The organism is Variovorax sp. 01N425, from assembly GCF_056399465.1.
This window is the reverse complement of record NZ_JBFTRJ010000006.1, coordinates 111602-128914: the sequence shown is the minus strand read 5'-3', so window position 1 is coordinate 128914 and position 17313 is coordinate 111602. Positions and strand designations below refer to the sequence as shown.

Here is a 17313-nt window from a genome sequence, read left to right as displayed (position 1 = left end):
CGCCATGAACGTGGTTTTCGATCTTGGCGCCGTGCTGCTGGCATGGGAGCCCACCCGGCTGGTGCAGACCCATCTTCCCGAGCATGCCCCCACCGAAGCCGCCGCGGCGGCGCTGGGCCGGGCGCTTTTCCACCATGACGACTGGATGAGCTTCGACTGCGGCATGCGCTCGCTGGACGAGGCCATCGCGCGCATGGCCCGGCGGCTGTCGCTGCCGGCGGACCGGCTCGACGCCATGCTCGGCACGCTCGGGGAGCGCCTGGAGCCCATTGCCGCCACCGCGGAACTGCTCGACGGGCTGTTCGCGCGGCGCGAGGCCGGCGAGGCGCTGCGCCTGTACTACCTCTCGAACATGCCGGCGCCCTACGCGCGCGCGGTCGAACGCCGGCACGGCTTCATGCGGCGCTTCGACGGCGGCGTGTTCTCGGGCGACGTGAAGTTCATCAAGCCGGATCGCGAAATCTACGAGCTGCTGGCGGTGCGCCATGCGCTCGAGCCCGCCGAGACGGTGTTCATCGACGACTCGGCCGCCAATGTGGAGGCCGCGCGGGCCTTCGGCTGGCAGGCCATCCACTGCACGCACCCCGCGGCGCTGGCGGCGCAACTGGCGCGCCATCTGCCGGCTGTGCCGGCTGGCCCGGTTGCGCCGGCTATCGGCCGGTGAGCACCACCTTGGAGGTGTCGAAGCCCAGGCTGGCGGCGTAGTCCAGCTCGGCCTGCAGCGCGTCGTCCTCCAGGCGCGGCGCGCGCGAAAGCACCCAGAGGTACTGGCGGTCGGGCGTGCCGACCAGCGCCACCTGGTAGTCGCGGTCGAGCTTCAGGATCCAGTAGTCGCCCCAGACCATCGGCAGCCAGCTGAGCCACGAGGGCGCAAAGCGCACTTCGAGCCGGCCTGCGCCGGGCTGGCCCGCCACCGGCACCACCCGGGCCGTTCCCACCGCCTCGTCGAAATTGCCATCGGGCCGCACGCAGCGGTTGAGCACCTGCATGGTGCCATCGGGCTGGAGCGTGTACTCGGCGCTCACGGGACCGGCGCACTGCTTCTGGAAGCGGTTGGGCAGGCGGGCCTGCTCGTGCCAGATGCCGGCGTAGCGCTGCAGGTCGACCGGCGCCACCACCTGCAGCGGCGCGCGCATGAGCGGTGCGCCATCGGGCGGCCCGGGCAGCTGGGCTCGCCCGGTGCGTCCTGCGCCCATGGCGATCCAGGTGGCGACACCGCCCACCACGAAGGCCGTGGCCAGGGTGCCGATGGCGTGGCTGGTGCGGCGGTCATCGAAGGACGGAGCGCGGCTGGCGGCGGCAGCCGCGGCGGAGCGATGGCGAAGGGGCATGGGCGTGGCACTCCTGTGGTCGGAAGCATCGATCGGAAACGGCCAGCCTAGTCCCGGGCCGGGGCGGCGCGCCGTCAGCGGCGGACCACAGCCGCTGTAGGGCAGCGCGGCCGGCCGGCCCTTACAACCCTGTCGGCGGCAGGCTGATCCAGGGCGGTGAAAACCCGTGCTACGGTGCGCATGAAAACATCGGCCCCGGCGCAACAGCGTGCAGGACTTGTCATCACCCGCACTGGATAATCTTTCTCCATGAATCAACTCGATGCTCTCCGCCAATGGACCACCGTGGTCGCCGACACCGGCGACTTCAAGCAACTTGCCATCTCCAGGCCGCAGGACGCGACCACCAATCCGTCGCTCATCCTGAAGGCGGTGCAGAAGCCCGAGTACCGGCCGCTGCTCGACGAAGCCGTGAGCAAGCATGCGGGCAAGCCGCTCGACGAGGTCATCGACCGGCTGCTGGTGCGCTTCGGCACTGAAATCCTCTCGATCATTCCGGGCCGCGTGTCGACCGAAGTCGATGCGCGCCTTTCGTTCGACACGGCCGCCACCGTGGCGCGCGGCGAGCGCATCGTGGCGCTCTACAAGGCCGAGGGCATCGACACCGAGAAGCGCCTGCTGATCAAGGTGGCCTCCACCTGGGAGGGCATCGAGGCGGCGCGCACCCTGGAGCAAAAGGGCATCCGCACCAACCTCACGCTGCTGTTCTCGTTCGCGCAGGCGGTGGCCTGCGGCGCAGCCGGCGTGCAGCTCATCTCGCCCTTCGTGGGCCGCATCTACGACTGGTACAAGAAGTCGGCCGGCGCCCAGTGGAACGAGGCCGCCAGCGCGGGCGCGAACGACCCCGGCGTCAAGTCGGTGCGCCAGATCTTCGAGTACTACAAGCAGCACGGCATCAAGACCGAGGTGATGGGCGCGAGCTTCCGCAATGTGGGACAGATTCGGGCCCTGGCCGGCTGCGACCTGCTCACCATCAGCCCCGAGCTGCTGGCCGAGCTGGCCGCGAGCAACGAGCCGCTGGCGCATGCGCTCGATGCCAAGGCGGCAACCGGCGGCGATGTCGCCAAGGTCAGCTACGACGAGGCCGGCTTCCGCTTCGCGCTCAACGAAGACGCCATGGCCACCGAGAAGCTCGCCGAGGGCATCCGCGCCTTCGCGGCCGACGCCGTCAAGCTCGAGAAACTCATGCAGGAAAGCGGCAAGTAAGCATGGCCATGACCCAACGCTGCGACCGCGCGCCCGCCTGGGCGCAACTGCAGGCTGCCTTCGAGACCGCGGGCCGCCAGTTCGACGTGCGCCATGCCTTCGTCGACGACGCCGGCCGTTTCGAACGCTTCAGCCAGGAGGCGCCGTACCTGTTTGCCGACCTGTCGAAGAACCTGATCGATGCGCGCACGGAAGAACTGCTCTTCGCGCTGGCCCGCGAGTGCGGCCTCGAGGCGCACCGCGACGCGATGTTCGCGGGCGAGCACATCAACAACACCGAGGACCGCGCCGTGCTGCACACGCTGCTGCGCGCCCCCGCCGATGCCAAGGTGGGCAAGACGGCCGACAAGCTGCGCGAGGTGCACGAAACGCTCGATGCGATGCTGGCCTATGCCGAGAAGGTGCGCGCCGACCACACGATCACCGACGTGGTCAACATCGGCATCGGCGGCTCCGACCTCGGGCCGCAGATGGCGGTGCTGGCGCTGGCCGAGTTCGCCGCGCCCGGCAAGCGCTTCCACTTCGTCTCCAACGTCGACGGCCACGAGCTGGCCGGCGTGCTGCAGGGCCTGGCGCCCGAGCACACGCTGTTCCTCATTGCGTCCAAGACCTTCACCACGGCCGAGACCATGGCCAACGCGCTTTCGGCCAGGCGCTGGTACGAGCAGTCGGGCGGCACCGACATTGCCGGCCACTTTGCCGCGCTCACCACCAACGTCGAGGCTGCGAAGCAATTCGGCATCGACACCACCTTCGGTTTCTGGGACTGGGTGGGCGGGCGCTATTCGCTGTGGTCGGCCATCGGACTGCCGATTGCGCTGGCCATCGGCGCCGACGGTTTCCGCCGGCTGCTGGCGGGCGCGCACGCGATGGACGAGCACTTCCGCAGCGCGCCGCTCGAGCAGAACCTGCCGGTGCGGCTCGGCCTGCTCGATGTCTGGTACCGCAACTTCCACAAGTTCACGAGCCGCGGCATCGCGCCCTACCACAGCGCCCTGAAGCGCCTGCCGGCCTACCTGCAGCAGCTCGAGATGGAAAGCAACGGCAAGCAGGTCGATGCGAGCGGCGCGCCGCTGCCCGCGGGCCTTGGCACCTCGCCCGTGCTCTGGGGTGAGCCCGGCACCAACGGCCAGCATGCCTACTTCCAGATGCTGCACCAGGGCACCGATGTGATCCCGCTCGAATTCGTGGCGGTGCGCGATGCGGCGCACGACCTCGACGGCCACCACCCCAAGCTGCTGGCCAATGCGCTCGCGCAGGCGCAGGCGCTGATGGTCGGCAAGCTCGATGCGGGCGGCCACAAGAACTTCCCGGGCAACCGGCCGAGCAGCTTCTTCGTGTTCGAGAAGCTCACGCCCGAATCGCTGGGCGCCTTCCTCGCGCTGTACGAGCACCGCGTGTTCACCAGCGGCGCGCTGTGGGGCATCAACAGCTTCGACCAGTGGGGCGTGGAACTCGGCAAGGTGCTCGCGAAGGACATCGAGCCGCGCCTTGCCTCGGGCGACATCATGGGGCTCGACGCCTCGACCGCCGGCCTCCTGAAACGCCTCGGCGCGCAGGCCTGATCCGCTGAAAGGCCGGGGCAACACGCCCGGACAGGCCGATCCATAGGCCATTTGTTTGCGAACTGATGGCCGAATTTGCCGTTGAAAGATGCATCGATATGATCGGCCCGGGGAATTTCCCTGGGATTCAATCAAGAGGAGTCGATCAATGGACTTTCAAACAGCGGTCAAGACCTGTTTCAGCAAATACGCCGATTTCAACGGACGCGCATCGCGTTCGGAGTACTGGTGGTTCGTGCTGGCCGAGGTCATCGTTCTCATCGTGGCAAGCCTGATCCATCAGTATGTGTACTTCATCGCGGCGCTGGGCTTCCTGTTGCCCGCGCTGGCCGTGGGCGCGCGCCGCCTGCACGACATCGGCAAGAGCGGCTGGCTCCAGCTGTTGATGATCATTCCGATCGTCAACCTGGTGCTGATCTATTTCTACGTGCAGCCCTCGCAGCCCGAAACCAACCCGCACGGCGCACCCGCCGCCTGAGCCTCGCGTCAGGCTGCAGTTTCCGCGCTGGAAAGCGTGCGCACCGGCCCACCGCTGGCCATGCGCACGCACAGGTCGAAGGCCTGCTGCAGGCCTTCGATCTGCGCGACGCCCTTGCCCGCGATGTCGAAGGCGCTGCCGCTGGCCGAGGTGGCTACCGGCACGGGCAGGCCGCCATGCAGCGTCACGCCCTGCTCGAAGCCCATGAGCTTCATCGCGATCTGGCCCTGGTCGTGGTACATCGACACCACCGCATCCACGTCGCCGCGGCGCGCGCCGATGAACACCGTGTCGGGCGAGAACGGACCGCGCGCGTCGTAGCCCTCGGCGCGCAGCCGCTCGATGGCCGGTGCGATGATCTCGATCTCTTCCATGCCGATCGAGCCGCCGTCGCCCGCATGCGGGTTGAGCCCCGTCACTGCGATGCGCGGCTGTGCCACGCCCGCACGGCGCAGCGCCGATGCAATGATCTTCACCGCATCGCCCACGCCCTCCACCGTGATGTGGCTCGCCACATCCTTCAGCGGAATGTGCGAGGTCACGCGCGAGGTCCAGAGCGAACCCGTGAGGTTGAATTCGCAGACGAAGCCCGTCACCGCGAAGCGCTCCTGCATGTAGCGCAACTCGTCCTCGTGCACGAGGCCACCGAGCCGCAGCGAATGCTTGTTGAGCGGCGCGAAGACAATGCCCTCGGCCTGGCCGCGCCGCACGGCCGCGGTGGCCAGTTCCAGCGCCTCGAAGGAGGCGCGGCCCGAGGCCTCGTTCGACTCGCCGAGCACCGGCTCCCGGCCTTGCATCCAGTCGCGCTGCAGCAGGGTGGGGCGGCCGTGCTCGAAGCGCAGGTCGTCGAGTCCGTCGATCCGCAGCGGATCGAGCTTGACGCCCGCCACGCGCTCGCCCGCGGCCAGCACCACCGGGTCGGCGATCAGCAGCACGCGCGCGGCGTCCAGGTTGCGCTGGCGCGCGAGCAGCTTCACGGCCATCTCGGGGCCGATGCCGCCGGGGTCGCCGAGCAGCACGGCGATGCGGGGCCTGGCGGGGATCAGGTTCGGGGTCTTCGGTGGGGTGGGCATGTGGGCGGGGTTGAAATGATGAAGAAGAAAAGCGGCCTTATTCGGCCTTGATGTTGGCGTCGCGCACGAGCTGGCCGTAGTGGTCGAACTCCTGCCTGTTCATCGCCGCGAAGGCTTCGCCGGTCAGCGAACCGGGCTCGCCGCCCAGGGCCTTGATGCGCGTTTGCACATCGGAAAGCTTCAGCGTGCGCACGAGCTCGGCGTTCAGCCGCTCGACCGCGGGCCGCGGCGTGCCGGCGGTCACGTAGAGGCCGTACCAGGTGGACACATCGGCGCCCTTGATGCCCTGCTCGGCCAGCGTGGGCACGTCGGGCAGCTCGGGCGAGCGCTGCGGCGCGCTCACGGCCAGCGCGCGGAACTTGCCGGCCTTGATCTGGCCCATGGCGGAGGAGGTGCTGTCGAACATCATGTCGACCTCGCCGCCGATGATGTCCACGTGGGCCTGCGAGCTGCCCTTGTAGGGCACGTGGATCGACTTCATGCCGGTCGCCAGGTTGAAGGCCTCGCCGCCCACGTGCTGCGTGCTGCCGATGCCCGACGATGCGTACTTGAAGCCGCCGGGCTTGGCCGCCATGGCCGCCAGCAGGTCCTTCACCGACTTGTAGGGCGAGCTGGCCGAGACCACCAGCACGTTGGGCATCACGGCCACCAGGCCGATCGGCTGCAGGTCTTTCAGCGGGTCGTACTTGAGCTTGAGAATGTGCGGCGCCACCGCCTGCGCGGTGTTGGTGGCCAGCAGCAGCGTGCTGCCGTCGGCCGCAGCGCGCGCCGTGAGCTCGCCGGCAATGGTGTTGGAGGCGCCGGGCCGGTTCTCCACCGTCACGGGCTGCTTGAGCACCGGCGCGAACTTGTCGGCCAGCACGCGCGCCAGGATGTCGGTGCCGCCGCCGGGCGAGGCGCCGACCAGGATGCGCAGCGGCTTGTCGGGATAGGCCGGCTGCTGTGCGCCGGCGGTGGCGGCCATCAGCGCCAGCGCAGCCGCGCCCGCGGCGCGGGCCAGAAGAAAGGATTGCTTCATCGGATGTCTCCTGCTTGTTTGGCGCGAGCTTAGGCAGCTTCGTGCGGCCGATCCAATCGAAAAAGCCCGAAGCTCCATATACTTTTGTGCATGACTTCCGGTCCTGGCCCTGCCGACACATCGCTGATGCTCCATGTGCGGCCGCGCCAGCTGCTGCTCCTGGCGCGGCTCGACACCCACCGCCACCTGGGCCGCGCGGCCGAGGCCATGAACATCAGCCAGCCGGCCGCCACCAAGCTGCTGCAGCAGCTGGAGGATTCGCTCGGCGAAAGGCTCTTCGAGCGCCTTGCGCGCGGCATGGAGCCCACGCCCTACGGCGAGATCCTGATCCGCTACGCCCGCCGCGTGCTCAGCGACTTCGGCAGCGCCCGAGAGGAAATGCTCGCGCTGCGCTCGGGCCTGAGCGGTTCGCTGCGCGTGGGCAGCGTGCCGGGCGCGGTGCCCGAGCTGCTGGCGCCGGCGCTGGTCGAATACCACCGCCGCCATCCGCAGGTGGCCGTGTCGGTGGTGGTGGAGACCAGCGATGTGATGCAGGCGCAGCTGGAGCAGGGCGACGTCGACCTGGTGCTGGGCCGGCTCACCGACAGCCACGACGAGGCCAAGTACGCGAGCGTGCCGCTGCTGGGCGAATCGCAGGTGGTGGTGGTGCGCGCCGCGCACCCGGTGTTCGAGCGCGCCACCGTCACGCTGGCCGAGATGGCGAACTGGTCCTGGGTGCTGCAGCCGCCGGGCTCGCCGCAGCGCGGGCGCTTCGAGGCGGCGATGCGCGAGGCGGGCATCCAGGCGCGGCTCGACATCATCGAAACGGCATCGCCGATCGCCATTACCGCCTTGCTGGAAAACTCCGACATGGCCGCCGTGATGCCGGCTTCGCAGGCCAGCCACTACGCCCGCCTGGGCGTGCTGCGCACGGTGCCGGTGGAGTTGCCGGTGCGCGTGCCGCCGATCTGCCTCGTCACCCGGCAGGACCGCGCGCTCTCGCCGGCCGCGGCGCAGTTCCGGCGCCAGCTGCTGGGCGGCGGCTGAAGCCTTTGGATTGAGTCTTTCCATGCTGTATTGCACCAACTAGGGAATCTCCTAGCCAACTGGTGCATGAAAGTACCAAGGCAAGCAGCCGAAGTACCAAACCCGCAAGCGCGTTTCTCCAGAATCCCGCCACGGCGACCCAAACAGAGCGGGCGTCGCTCACCTCTAGGAGACAACATGAAGCGTTTTCTGAAAGCGGGCCTCGTCCTCGCACTCGCCGGCACGGGGCTCGCCTCCCATGCCGCCACCGAACTCGTGATCGCGACCGTCAACAACGGCCACATGATCGAGATGCAGAAGCTCACGCCCTTCTTCGAAAAGGCCAACCCCGACATCAAGCTCAAGTGGGTCACGCTGGAAGAAGGCACGCTGCGCCAGCGCGTGACCACCGACATCGCCACCAAGGGCGGCCAGTTCGACGTGATGACCATCGGCCTGTACGAAACCCCGATCTGGTCGAAGAAGGGCTGGCTCAAGCCCATTGCCACCGACGCCGCCTACGACGTGGACGACCTGCTGCCCGCCATCCGCAACGGCCTGTCGACCGATGGCAAGCTCTACGCCGCGCCGTTCTACGGCGAGAGCTCGATGCTCATGTACCGCAAGGACCTGGCCGACAAGCTGGGCGTGAAGTTCTCCGACCAGCCGACCTGGGCGCAGGTGAAGGAGTTCGCCGACAAGGCCAACGACCCGAAGGCCGGCGTGTACGGCATGTGCCTGCGCGGCAAGCCGGGCTGGGGCGACAACATGGCCTTCCTGACCACGCTGGTCAATACGCATGGCGGCCAGTGGTTCGACATGCAGTGGAAGCCGCAGATCGACACCAAGCCCTGGAAGGATGCGATCACCTTCTACGTCGACCTGATGAAGAAGGACGGCCCGCCGGGCGCCTCGGCCAACAGCTTCAACGAGAACCTCGCGCTCTTCAACGAAGGCAAGTGCGCGGCCTGGGTCGACGCGACCATCGCGGCCTCGTTCATCAGCGACCCGAAGCAGTCGAAGGTGGCCGACAAGGTGGCGTTCGCGCAGGCACCGACCGCCGCCACGCCCAAGGGCGCCAACTGGCTGTGGTCGTGGAACCTCGCCATTCCGGCCAGTTCGTCCAAGGACGAGGCCGCGCAGAAGTTCATCAAGTGGGCCACGTCCAAGGACTACGTCAACCTGGTGGCCAAGGAAACCGGCTGGGCTTCGGTGCCGACCGGCACGCGCAAGTCGACCTATGCGAACCCCGAGTTCCAGAAGGTCGCCAAATTCGCCGAAGCCGAGAAGAAGGCCATCGATACGGCCAACCTCAGCGACAGCACGCTGCCCAAGTCGCCCTACGTGGGCGTGCAGTACGCGGCCATTCCCGAGTTCCAGGCCATCGGCGTGGCGGTGGGCCAGCAGATGAGCGCGGCGCTGTCGGGCAAGGTCACGGTGGACCAGGCGCTCAAGACCTCGCAGACGGCGGCGGAGCGCGAGATGAAGAAGGCTGGCTACTACAAGTAAGCGGGGCTTACTTTCTTGCTCCCTCCCCTTCCGGGGGAGGGCAGGGGTGGGGGGACGCGGCGCACCAATCACCGCAGCGCCTGATCCAGGAGCCCCCATCCCAGCCTTCCCCCGGCGGGGGAAGGAGCCAGAGACAACGAGAAGGAACTTCCTCATGAAACGACTCCTGCCCCGCGCCCTCATGGCGCCCGCCGTGCTCACGCTCCTTTTGTGGATGATCGTGCCGCTCGCGATGACGTTGTACTTCTCGTTTGTGAACTACAACCTCATGCAGCCCGGCGAGCGCACCTTCGCGGGCATCGAGAACTTTCACTACTTCGTCACCGATCCGGACTTCTGGCCCGCCACCTGGAACACGCTGGTGCTGATCGGCAGCGTGATCGTCATCACCGTGGTGCTCGGCGTGCTGCTCGCGCTCCTGGTGAACGAACCGTTTCCGGGCCGCGGCATCGTGCGGGTGCTGCTGATCTCGCCGTTCTTCGTCATGCCCGCGGTCAATGCGCTGCTGTGGAAGCACATGATGATGAACCCCATCTACGGCATCCTGGCCGACGTGTGGCGCTTCTTCGGCGCGACGCCGGTCGACTGGCTCACCGACGTGCCGCTGTTCTCGGTGATCGTCATGGTGGCCTGGCAGTGGCTGCCGTTCGCCTGCCTGATCTTCATCACCTCGCTGCAATCGCTCGACCGCGAGCAGATGGAAGCCGCGCGCATGGACGGCGCGAGCGCATTCCAGCGCTTCTTCTACCTGACCATCCCGCACCTCGGCCGGCCGATGGCGGTGGTGATCATGATCGAGATGATCTTCCTGCTCAGCGTGTTCGCCGAGATCGCCATCACCACCAACGGCGGCCCGGGCAACGAGAGCACCAACATGACCTACCTGATCTTCAAGCAGTCGCTGATGAACTTCGACGTGGGCGTGGCCTCGGCCGGTGCGCTGTTCGCGGTGGTGCTGGCCAACATCGTGGCCGTGTTCCTGATCCGCATCATCGGCAAGAACCTCGACTGAAGGAACGACCATGCAACCCAGCAACTTCCTTCCGCAACTGCTGCGCACCGCGGGTGCCTGGGCCGTGGCGCTGCTGCTGTTCTTTCCGCTCGGCTGGCTGTTCCTCACGGCCTTCAAGACGGAGCTGCAGGCGATCCACGTGCCGCCGCTCTTCATCTTCGAGCCCACGCTCGGCAACTTCAGCGAAGTGCAGCGCCGCAGCGACTACCTGCTGTATGCGCGCAACTCGCTCATCACCAGCCTGGGCTCGACCGTCATCGGCCTGTTGATCGCGGCGCCCGCGGCGTACTCGATGGCCTTCTTCCGCACGAAGAAGACGCGCGACATCCTCATGTGGATGCTCTCCACCAAGATGATGCCGGCCGTCGGTGCGCTGGTGCCGATCTACGTGCTCGCGCAGACCGCGGGCCTGCTGGACTCGCTCACCGCGCTCACGATCGTGTTCACGCTGTCGAACCTGCCGATCATGGTGTGGATGCTCTACAGCGCCTACAAGGACATTCCGAACGAGATCCTCGAAGCCGCGCGCATGGACGGCGCGAGCCTGTGGACCGAGTTCCGCCACGTCGTGCTGCCGCTGTCGGTGGGCGGGCTCGCATCGACCGGCCTCCTGTGCCTGGTGCTGAGCTGGAACGAGGCCTTCTGGGCGCTCAACCTCAGTTCGGCCAAGGCCGGCACGCTGGCCACGCTGATCGCCTCGTACTCCAGCCCCGAAGGCCTGTTCTGGGCCAAGCTGTCTGCCGCCTCGCTGATGGCCATCGCGCCCATCGTCGTGTTCGGCTGGTTCAGCCAGAAGCAGCTCGTCCAGGGCCTGACCTTCGGCGCCGTCAAGTAAAGAAAGGGAGACACCCCATGGCCTACCTGCAACTCAAAGACATCAAGAAGAGCTTCGGCGACGTCGACATCATCAAGGGCGTCGACCTCGAGATCCAGAAGGGCGAGTTCATCGTCTTCGTCGGTCCTTCGGGCTGCGGCAAGTCGACGCTGCTGCGCCTCATTGCGGGGCTCGAGCCGATCACCAGCGGCAAGTTGCTGCTCGACGGCAAGGACATCACCTGGGCGCCTTCGGGCAAGCGCGACCTGGCGATGGTGTTCCAGAGCTATGCGCTCTATCCGCACATGAGCGTGTACGACAACATGTCCTTCGCGCTCAAGCTCGCGGGCGTGCCCAAGGACGAGATCAAGACCAAGGTGGAGTACGCGGCGAAGACGCTCAACCTCACGCAGTACCTCGACCGCACGCCTAAGGACCTGTCGGGCGGCCAGCGCCAGCGCGTGGCCATCGGCCGCGCGATCGTTCGCGCGCCCAAGGTGTTCCTGTTCGACGAGCCGCTGTCCAACCTGGATGCGGCGCTGCGCGGCAACACGCGCGTCGAGATCCACAAGCTGCACCGCTCGCTCGGCGCCACCACCATCTACGTGACGCACGACCAGGTCGAGGCCATGACGCTGGCCGACCGCGTGGTGGTGCTCAGGGACGGGCTCATCGAGCAGGTCGGCACGCCGCTCGAGCTGTACGACCACCCGGCCAACCAGTTCGTCGCGCAGTTCATCGGCATGCCGTCGATGAACATGGTGGCGGCAAGCGCCATTCCGAGTTTTTCCGCCGCCACCGGCGGTCGCCTGCCGAGCGACGGCTTCCTGGGCGTGCGGCCCGAAGGCCTGCGCGTGCATCCGAAGCAGGCTGCGCCCGCGGGCGTGCCGGGGCGCGTGGAGCTGATCGAGGCGCTGGGCGCCGACACGCTGATCCACGTCGACGTGGGCGGCGTGCCGCTGATCGCGCGCCAGAACGAGCGCACGCCGCTGCATGCAGGCGACGACGTGGCGGTCGAGCTCGATCCGTCGGTGCTTCATTTGTTCAACCGCGAAGGCCGCTCGGTCTCCGCCTGATTTCTTCCGGAACATTCCCGTGACCCTCGCAGCAGCGCCTCTCGGTGCGCCAACCTCACCCCCGGCTCCTTCGGAGTTCGTGGTGCTTCACCTCGGACTCGGCTCGTTCCATCGGGCCCACCAGGCCGTCTACCTGCAGCGGCTGATCGATGCGGGCGACACCCGCTGGTCGCTCTCGGGCGCCAACATCAGGCCCGACATGGCCGAGGTCGTCGCGGCGCTGCAGGCGCAGGGCGGGCGCTACACGCTCGAAACCGTGTCGCCGGCCGGCGAGTACCGCTACGAGCAGATCGAGGCCATCCGCGAAGTGCTGCCGTGGGAGCCCTCGCTGGCCGCGGTGATCGCACGCGGCGCCGCGCCGTCCACGCGCATCGTTTCGTTCACCGTGACCGAGGCCGGCTACTACCTCGACACCAAGGGCCGGCTGGACCTGTCGTTCGCCGATCTGGCAGCCGACATCGAGCGCGCGCGGCGCGGCGATGCTCCCGGCGAGGGCGTGACCATCTACGGCGCCGTCTGCGCGATCCTGCGTGCGCGCAAGGCTGCGCAGGCCGGCGCGGTCACGCTGCTCAACTGCGACAACCTGCGCCACAACGGCGACCGCTTCCGCGCCGGGCTGCTCGAATTCATCGAGCGCGCGGGCGACGCCGATCTGCTGGCATGGGTGCAGGCGAACACCGCCTGCCCCAATGCGATGGTCGACCGCATCACGCCGCGCCCGCCGCCCGAGCTGCGCGCACGCGTGCAGACCGCAACGGGCCGCGACGATGCGGCCGCGATCACCGGCGAGAGCTTCATCCAGTGGGTGATCGAAGACAACTTCGCGTCCGGCCGGCCCGACTGGGGCCGCGTGGGCGTGGAGCTGGTCGAATCGGTGCAGCCCTATGAAGAGGCCAAGATCCGCATCCTCAACGCCACGCACAGCTGCATCGCCTGGGCCGGCACGCTGGCGGGGCTGAACTTCATCCACGAAGGCACGCACGACGCGGCCATCCGCAAGATGGCCTTCGACTACGTCACCGACGACGTGATCCCATGCCTCAGCCCGAGCCCGATCGACCTCGCGGCCTACCGCGACGTGGTGCTCGACCGCTTCGGCAACCCCGCGATCCGCGACACCAACCAGCGCGTGGCGGCCGATGGTTTTTCCAAGATCCCGGGCTTCATCGCGCCCACGGTGCGCGAGCGGCTGGCCGCGGGGCAGCCGATCGACAGCGTCGCGATGCTGCCCGCGCTGTTCCTGGCCTTCCTGCAGCGCTGGCATCGCGGGGCGCTGCCCTATGCCTACCAGGACCAGGGCATGGACGAGGCCGTGGCGCACGCGATCTGCGATGCCGCCGATCCGGTGCTCGCGCTGTGCGCCGACCCGGCACTGTGGGGCGCCGCCGCGGGCGATGCGCGGCTGGTAGGCGCGGTGCGCGCAGCGAGCGCGCGCGTGGCAAATTTCCTGAAGAACCCTGGAGCAACGACATGAGCGAACGTTTGAAGAACCGCCACGTGCTGCTGACCGGCGCCGGTGGCGGCATCGGCCTGGCCGTGGCCGAGGCCTGCATTGCCGAAGGCGCGCGCTGCAGCGTGATCGACCGCGCCGCGGCGGCGCCCGAAGCGGTGCGCGCGCTGCAGCAGCAGCACCCCGACAAGCTCGCCTACATCGCGGCCGACGTGACCGACACGCGGGCCATCGCGCACATGCTGGCCGAGGCGCAGGTCGCCTTCGGTCCGATCCACACGCTGTTCAACAACGCCGCGGTGTTCGACCTGGCGCCGCTGCTCGACAGCGACGAGGCTTCGTTCGACCGGCTGTTCGCGGTCAACGTGAAGGGCATGTTCTTCGTGATGCAGGCCGTGCTGCGCCACATGGTGGAGGCCGGCACGCAGGGGGCGTCGGTCATCAACATGGCCTCGCAGGCGGGGCGGCGCGGCGAGGCGCTGGTGTCGCACTATTGCGCGACCAAGGCGGCGGTCATCAGCTACACCCAGAGCGCCGCGCTGGCCATGGCGCCGCACGGCATCCGTGTCAACGGCATTGCACCCGGTGTGGTCGACACGCCGATGTGGGACCATGTCGACAGCCTGTTCGCCAAGGCCGAGGGGCTGCCGCCCGGCGAGAAGAAGCGCCGCGTGGGCCTGGAGGTGCCGCTCGGCCGCATGGGCGTGCCGGCCGACATCGCGGGCGCGGCCGTGTTTCTTGCCAGCGACGAGGCGCGCTACATCACGGCGCAGACTCTCAATGTCGATGGCGGTAATGTCATGAGCTGAGATGAAGCCTTGTTTTTCTTATCGCGGCGAGGGTCATTCAGGGCGCGCTCCCGCCGACGGGGTACCTTGCTCCGCGAATGTCCTCCGGCCTTCGGCCTCCCCCTTGATTTCGCTGCGCAAGGCACCCCATCGACGGGAGCGTTACGCGGAGCAGTCGTTGATCAGCGATACACCACGAACGTGCCCAAGTGCACAGAGCATCGGGTGCTCCCCGCAGCGAAATAAAGGAGGAGCCCGAAGGGCGGGGGACATTCGCGGAGGGGAGTACCCGGTGATCTGTGCACACGCCCTGAACAACAGCGCCAAGAACAGCAGCACCAAGAACAGCAGCACCAAGAACGCACAGTCATGACCGAAGACTTCCATCTGTACCTGGACAGCGCCGACCTGTCTGAACTGAAGACTTGCCTGCCGCATCCGGTGGTGCATGGCGTGACGACCAACCCCACGCTGCTCAAGCGCGCCGGCATCGGCCGCGGCGAAGTGCCCGGTCTGCTGAAACGCTGCATCGAACTGGGCGCACGCCAGGTGCAGGCCCAGGTGTATTCCAGCGAAGTCGACGGCATGCTCGAAGACGCGGCCGCCTTGCTCTCGCACTTCGACCGGGGCCAGCTGGTCGTGAAGATTCCCGCCACGCGCCAGGGCCTCGACGCCGGCGCGCGGCTCATCGCGCAGGGCGTGCCCGTCACCTGGACCGCCGTGTATGCGCCCGAGCAGGCCCACTTTGCCGCGCAGCTGGGCGCGGCCTACGCGGCACCGTACCTCGGCCGGCTCGACGATGCCGGCGTCAACGGGCTGGCGCTGATCGCGCAGATGCAGGCGCTGGTGGCGCTGCGGCCTTCGTCGGGCACGCGCCTGCTGGTCGCCAGCATCCGCTCGCGCGAGGCCTATCTTGCGTTGCTGGCGCTGGGCGTGGGCGCCATCACGATTCCGCCGCGCCTCTTTGCCGAGCTGCTCGACCACCCCGCCACGCTGGCCGCGGAGCGCGGCTTCCTGGCCGATGCGCGCGCCTTGCCCTGACAGAAGAGAATCCGAGAACCATGCGCATTGCACTCACGGGCGAAGCCCTCATCGATTTCACCGCCAGCGAGGCCGGCGCGCTCGCGTTCCTCGGCCACGAGGGCGGTTCGCCGCTCAACACGGCCGTGGCCTGCGCGCGCCTGGGCCAGCCCACCGGCTTTCTCACGCAGCTGTCGACCGACCTGTTCGGCGAACGGCTGATGCGTTTTCTCGAACGCAACGGCGTCGATACCGGCTTCATCCTGCGCAGCAATGCGCCGTCGACGCTGGCCTTCGTCGAGCGCACGCCCGAGACCAACCGCTACGCCTTCTACACGCGCGGCAGCGCCGATGCCACCTGGGCGCCCGAGCCGCCGCCGCAGCTGCCGGCGGAGTGCCGCTTCCTTCATTTCGGCTCGATCTCGCTGCTGCAGGAGCCGGCCGCCACGCGCATTGCCGAGCTGGTCACGGCCAACGCCGGGCGCCGCGTGATCGTGTTCGACCCGAACGTGCGGCCCAGCCTGATTCCCGACATGGCCGCCTACCGCGAGCGCGTGACGGGCTGGCTGGCCATGGCCGACCTGGTCAAGCTCAGCGACGAGGACGCGGAACTGCTCGCCCCCGGCCAGCCGGTCGATGCGCTGGCCGCGGAGTGCCTCCAGGCCGGCGCGCATGCCGTGATCGTCACGCGCGGCGGCGCGGGCGCCACGCTCTGGCGCACCGGGCATGCGCCGCTTGCCGTGGCGGCGCCGCAGGTCAAGGTGGTCGACACCATCGGCGCCGGCGACACCTTCACGGCCGGGCTTTCGGTGGCGCTGCTTGCGCACGGCGTCGAGCACCCGGCCCGGCTCGGCGCGCTCGGCGACGACGCCTGGCGCGAGGTGATGCGCTTCGCCGCCACCGCCGCCGCCCTCAACTGCACCCGCGAAGGCGCCGATCCGCCCACGCTCGACGCGGTTCACGCCGCGCTGGCGCAGGAAGACAATGAGGCCGTCGCTTCCCGGCCTTGACCCCCGTGCTGCCATGACAACGTCCACACGCAAACGCTCGATTCCCCGTCAGCGCCAACCCGAGCTGGAGCGCGACATCGCGCGCTCCCCGTCGCTGGGCTACGAGGCCCCCGAAACCGGCCTGGTGCGCTGCCTCGCGCACGGCTTTCCGAGCCCGCTGGTGCGGTGGCACTTCCATGAAGACTACGAGCTGCACCTGATCACCGAGACCTCGGGCAAGGCCTTCATCGGCGACTGGATCGGGCCGTTCCAGCCCGGGCACCTCGTGCTCTGCGGGCCGCGGCTGCCGCACAACTGGATCTCGCTGGACGTGCCCGAAGGCGGCGCCGCGGGCCGCGACCGGGTGATCCAGTTCCGCCACGAGCCCATCGAGCGCGCCGCGGCCGAGATTCCGGAGCTGCGCGATGTGATGCAGCTGTTCGAGCGCGCGCGGCACGGCATCGAGTTCTTCGGCATGTCGCAGCAGGCGCAGGCGCACTGGGACAACATCAAGGCCGCGCGCGGCGTGCGCCGGCTCGGGCTGTTCCTCGAGTTCATGGCCGACCTCGCGCAATGCACCGACTACCGGCTGCTCTCCAGCGTGCAGATGCAGGGCGCGCACGGCGTCGAAGGCGATGCGCAGGTCGACCAGATCAACGACATCGTCAACCGCATCACCAGCAACATGGCGGAGCCGATCTCCATGTCGGACGTGGCGGCCGAACTCGGCATGAGCGAAAGCCGCTTCAGCCGCTTCTTCCGGCGCTCCACCGGCAACAGCTTCACCGACTTCGTCAACCGCGTGCGCATCAACAGTGCCTGCCACCTGCTGATGCAGACCGACCACTACGTGACCGACATCTGCTACCAGGTCGGCTTCAACAACGTGGCCAACTTCAACCGGCGCTTCCTCGAGATCAAGGGCATGACCCCGAGCGAGTTCAGGCGCCAGGCCGACACGCGGTTCGGCTGATGCCCA

General features: G+C 68.1%; 17 protein-coding genes. 14 read left to right on the top strand and 3 right to left on the bottom strand.

Going from position 1 to position 17313, the window contains the following annotated elements; genetic code table 11:
- Positions 1-4: 4 nt before the first annotated feature.
- Positions 5-664: an HAD family hydrolase gene (locus AC1DSC_RS12495; protein WP_012746249.1), complete on the top strand. Its 660-nt coding sequence runs from the start codon at positions 5-7 to the stop codon at positions 662-664.
- On the opposite strand, the gene AC1DSC_RS12490 is transcribed toward AC1DSC_RS12495, so the two are convergent.
- A complete protein-coding gene (locus tag AC1DSC_RS12490; protein ID WP_012746250.1) occupies positions 651-1331 on the bottom strand; it encodes a lipocalin family protein in 681 nt (226 codons plus the stop codon). The two genes, AC1DSC_RS12495 and AC1DSC_RS12490, sit on opposite strands and share 14 nt — an antisense overlap.
- A 249-nt stretch (positions 1332-1580) precedes the next feature.
- Between AC1DSC_RS12490 and tal the strand changes: the two genes are divergently transcribed.
- The 3 genes from tal (at position 1581) to AC1DSC_RS12475 (ending at position 4580) form a co-directional block, all read left to right on the top strand.
- Positions 1581-2537 (top strand): transaldolase, encoded by a 957-nt coding sequence (tal, locus tag AC1DSC_RS12485; protein WP_012746251.1) that lies wholly within the window; start codon positions 1581-1583, stop codon positions 2535-2537.
- A gap of 2 nt (positions 2538-2539) precedes the next feature.
- On the top strand, positions 2540-4102 hold the full coding sequence (pgi, locus tag AC1DSC_RS12480; RefSeq protein ID WP_012746252.1) for a glucose-6-phosphate isomerase: 1563 nt from the start codon (positions 2540-2542) through the stop codon (positions 4100-4102).
- A 148-nt stretch (positions 4103-4250) separates the two neighbouring features.
- A complete protein-coding gene (locus AC1DSC_RS12475; RefSeq protein WP_012746253.1) occupies positions 4251-4580 on the top strand; it encodes a DUF805 domain-containing protein in 330 nt (109 codons plus the stop codon).
- A gap of 8 nt (positions 4581-4588) precedes the next feature.
- Here AC1DSC_RS12475 and AC1DSC_RS12470 read toward each other — a convergent pair whose 3' ends face one another.
- Both AC1DSC_RS12470 and AC1DSC_RS12465 read right to left on the bottom strand, forming a co-directional pair.
- On the bottom strand, positions 4589-5653 hold the full coding sequence (locus AC1DSC_RS12470; protein WP_012746254.1) for a 4-hydroxythreonine-4-phosphate dehydrogenase PdxA: 1065 nt from the start codon (positions 5651-5653) through the stop codon (positions 4589-4591).
- A gap of 37 nt (positions 5654-5690) precedes the next feature.
- Entirely contained in the window at positions 5691-6671 is a 981-nt protein-coding gene (locus AC1DSC_RS12465) for a Bug family tripartite tricarboxylate transporter substrate binding protein (RefSeq protein ID WP_012746255.1), read from the bottom strand.
- A gap of 90 nt (positions 6672-6761) precedes the next feature.
- Here AC1DSC_RS12465 and AC1DSC_RS12460 point away from each other — a divergent pair, with 90 nt between their 5' ends.
- The 10 genes from AC1DSC_RS12460 to AC1DSC_RS12415 all read left to right on the top strand — a co-directional run bounded on the left by AC1DSC_RS12460 (position 6762) and on the right by AC1DSC_RS12415 (position 17307).
- Positions 6762-7697, top strand: coding sequence for a LysR family transcriptional regulator (locus AC1DSC_RS12460; protein ID WP_230537734.1), 936 nt, complete (start codon positions 6762-6764; stop codon positions 7695-7697).
- A gap of 177 nt (positions 7698-7874) precedes the next feature.
- On the top strand, positions 7875-9185 hold the full coding sequence (locus AC1DSC_RS12455) for an ABC transporter substrate-binding protein (protein ID WP_012746257.1): 1311 nt from the start codon (positions 7875-7877) through the stop codon (positions 9183-9185).
- A 154-nt stretch (positions 9186-9339) separates the two neighbouring features.
- The gene (locus AC1DSC_RS12450) at positions 9340-10197 is read left to right on the top strand and encodes a carbohydrate ABC transporter permease (protein ID WP_012746258.1); all 858 of its coding nucleotides are present in this window, start codon (positions 9340-9342) and stop codon (positions 10195-10197) included.
- A 10-nt stretch (positions 10198-10207) separates the two neighbouring features.
- Positions 10208-11032, top strand: a complete 825-nt coding sequence (locus AC1DSC_RS12445) for a carbohydrate ABC transporter permease (RefSeq protein ID WP_012746259.1) — start codon at positions 10208-10210, stop codon at positions 11030-11032.
- A gap of 17 nt (positions 11033-11049) precedes the next feature.
- Positions 11050-12087, top strand: a complete 1038-nt coding sequence (locus AC1DSC_RS12440; RefSeq protein WP_012746260.1) for an ABC transporter ATP-binding protein — start codon at positions 11050-11052, stop codon at positions 12085-12087.
- A gap of 82 nt (positions 12088-12169) precedes the next feature.
- The gene (gene dalD, locus AC1DSC_RS12435) at positions 12170-13561 is read left to right on the top strand and encodes a D-arabinitol 4-dehydrogenase (RefSeq protein WP_041945447.1); all 1392 of its coding nucleotides are present in this window, start codon (positions 12170-12172) and stop codon (positions 13559-13561) included.
- Complete coding sequence (locus AC1DSC_RS12430) at positions 13558-14346, top strand: L-iditol 2-dehydrogenase (protein WP_012746262.1); 789 nt, start codon at positions 13558-13560, stop codon at positions 14344-14346. Before dalD ends, AC1DSC_RS12430 begins: the two co-directional genes overlap by 4 nt.
- Positions 14347-14694: 348 nt before the next feature.
- Positions 14695-15366, top strand: a complete 672-nt coding sequence (locus tag AC1DSC_RS12425) for a transaldolase family protein (RefSeq protein WP_012746263.1) — start codon at positions 14695-14697, stop codon at positions 15364-15366.
- 20 nt (positions 15367-15386) lie between these two features.
- Positions 15387-16355: a carbohydrate kinase family protein gene (locus AC1DSC_RS12420; RefSeq protein ID WP_012746264.1), complete on the top strand. Its 969-nt coding sequence runs from the start codon at positions 15387-15389 to the stop codon at positions 16353-16355.
- A gap of 13 nt (positions 16356-16368) precedes the next feature.
- Positions 16369-17307, top strand: coding sequence for an AraC family transcriptional regulator (locus AC1DSC_RS12415; RefSeq protein ID WP_026284346.1), 939 nt, complete (start codon positions 16369-16371; stop codon positions 17305-17307).
- The last annotated feature ends 6 nt before the right edge of the window (positions 17308-17313 follow it).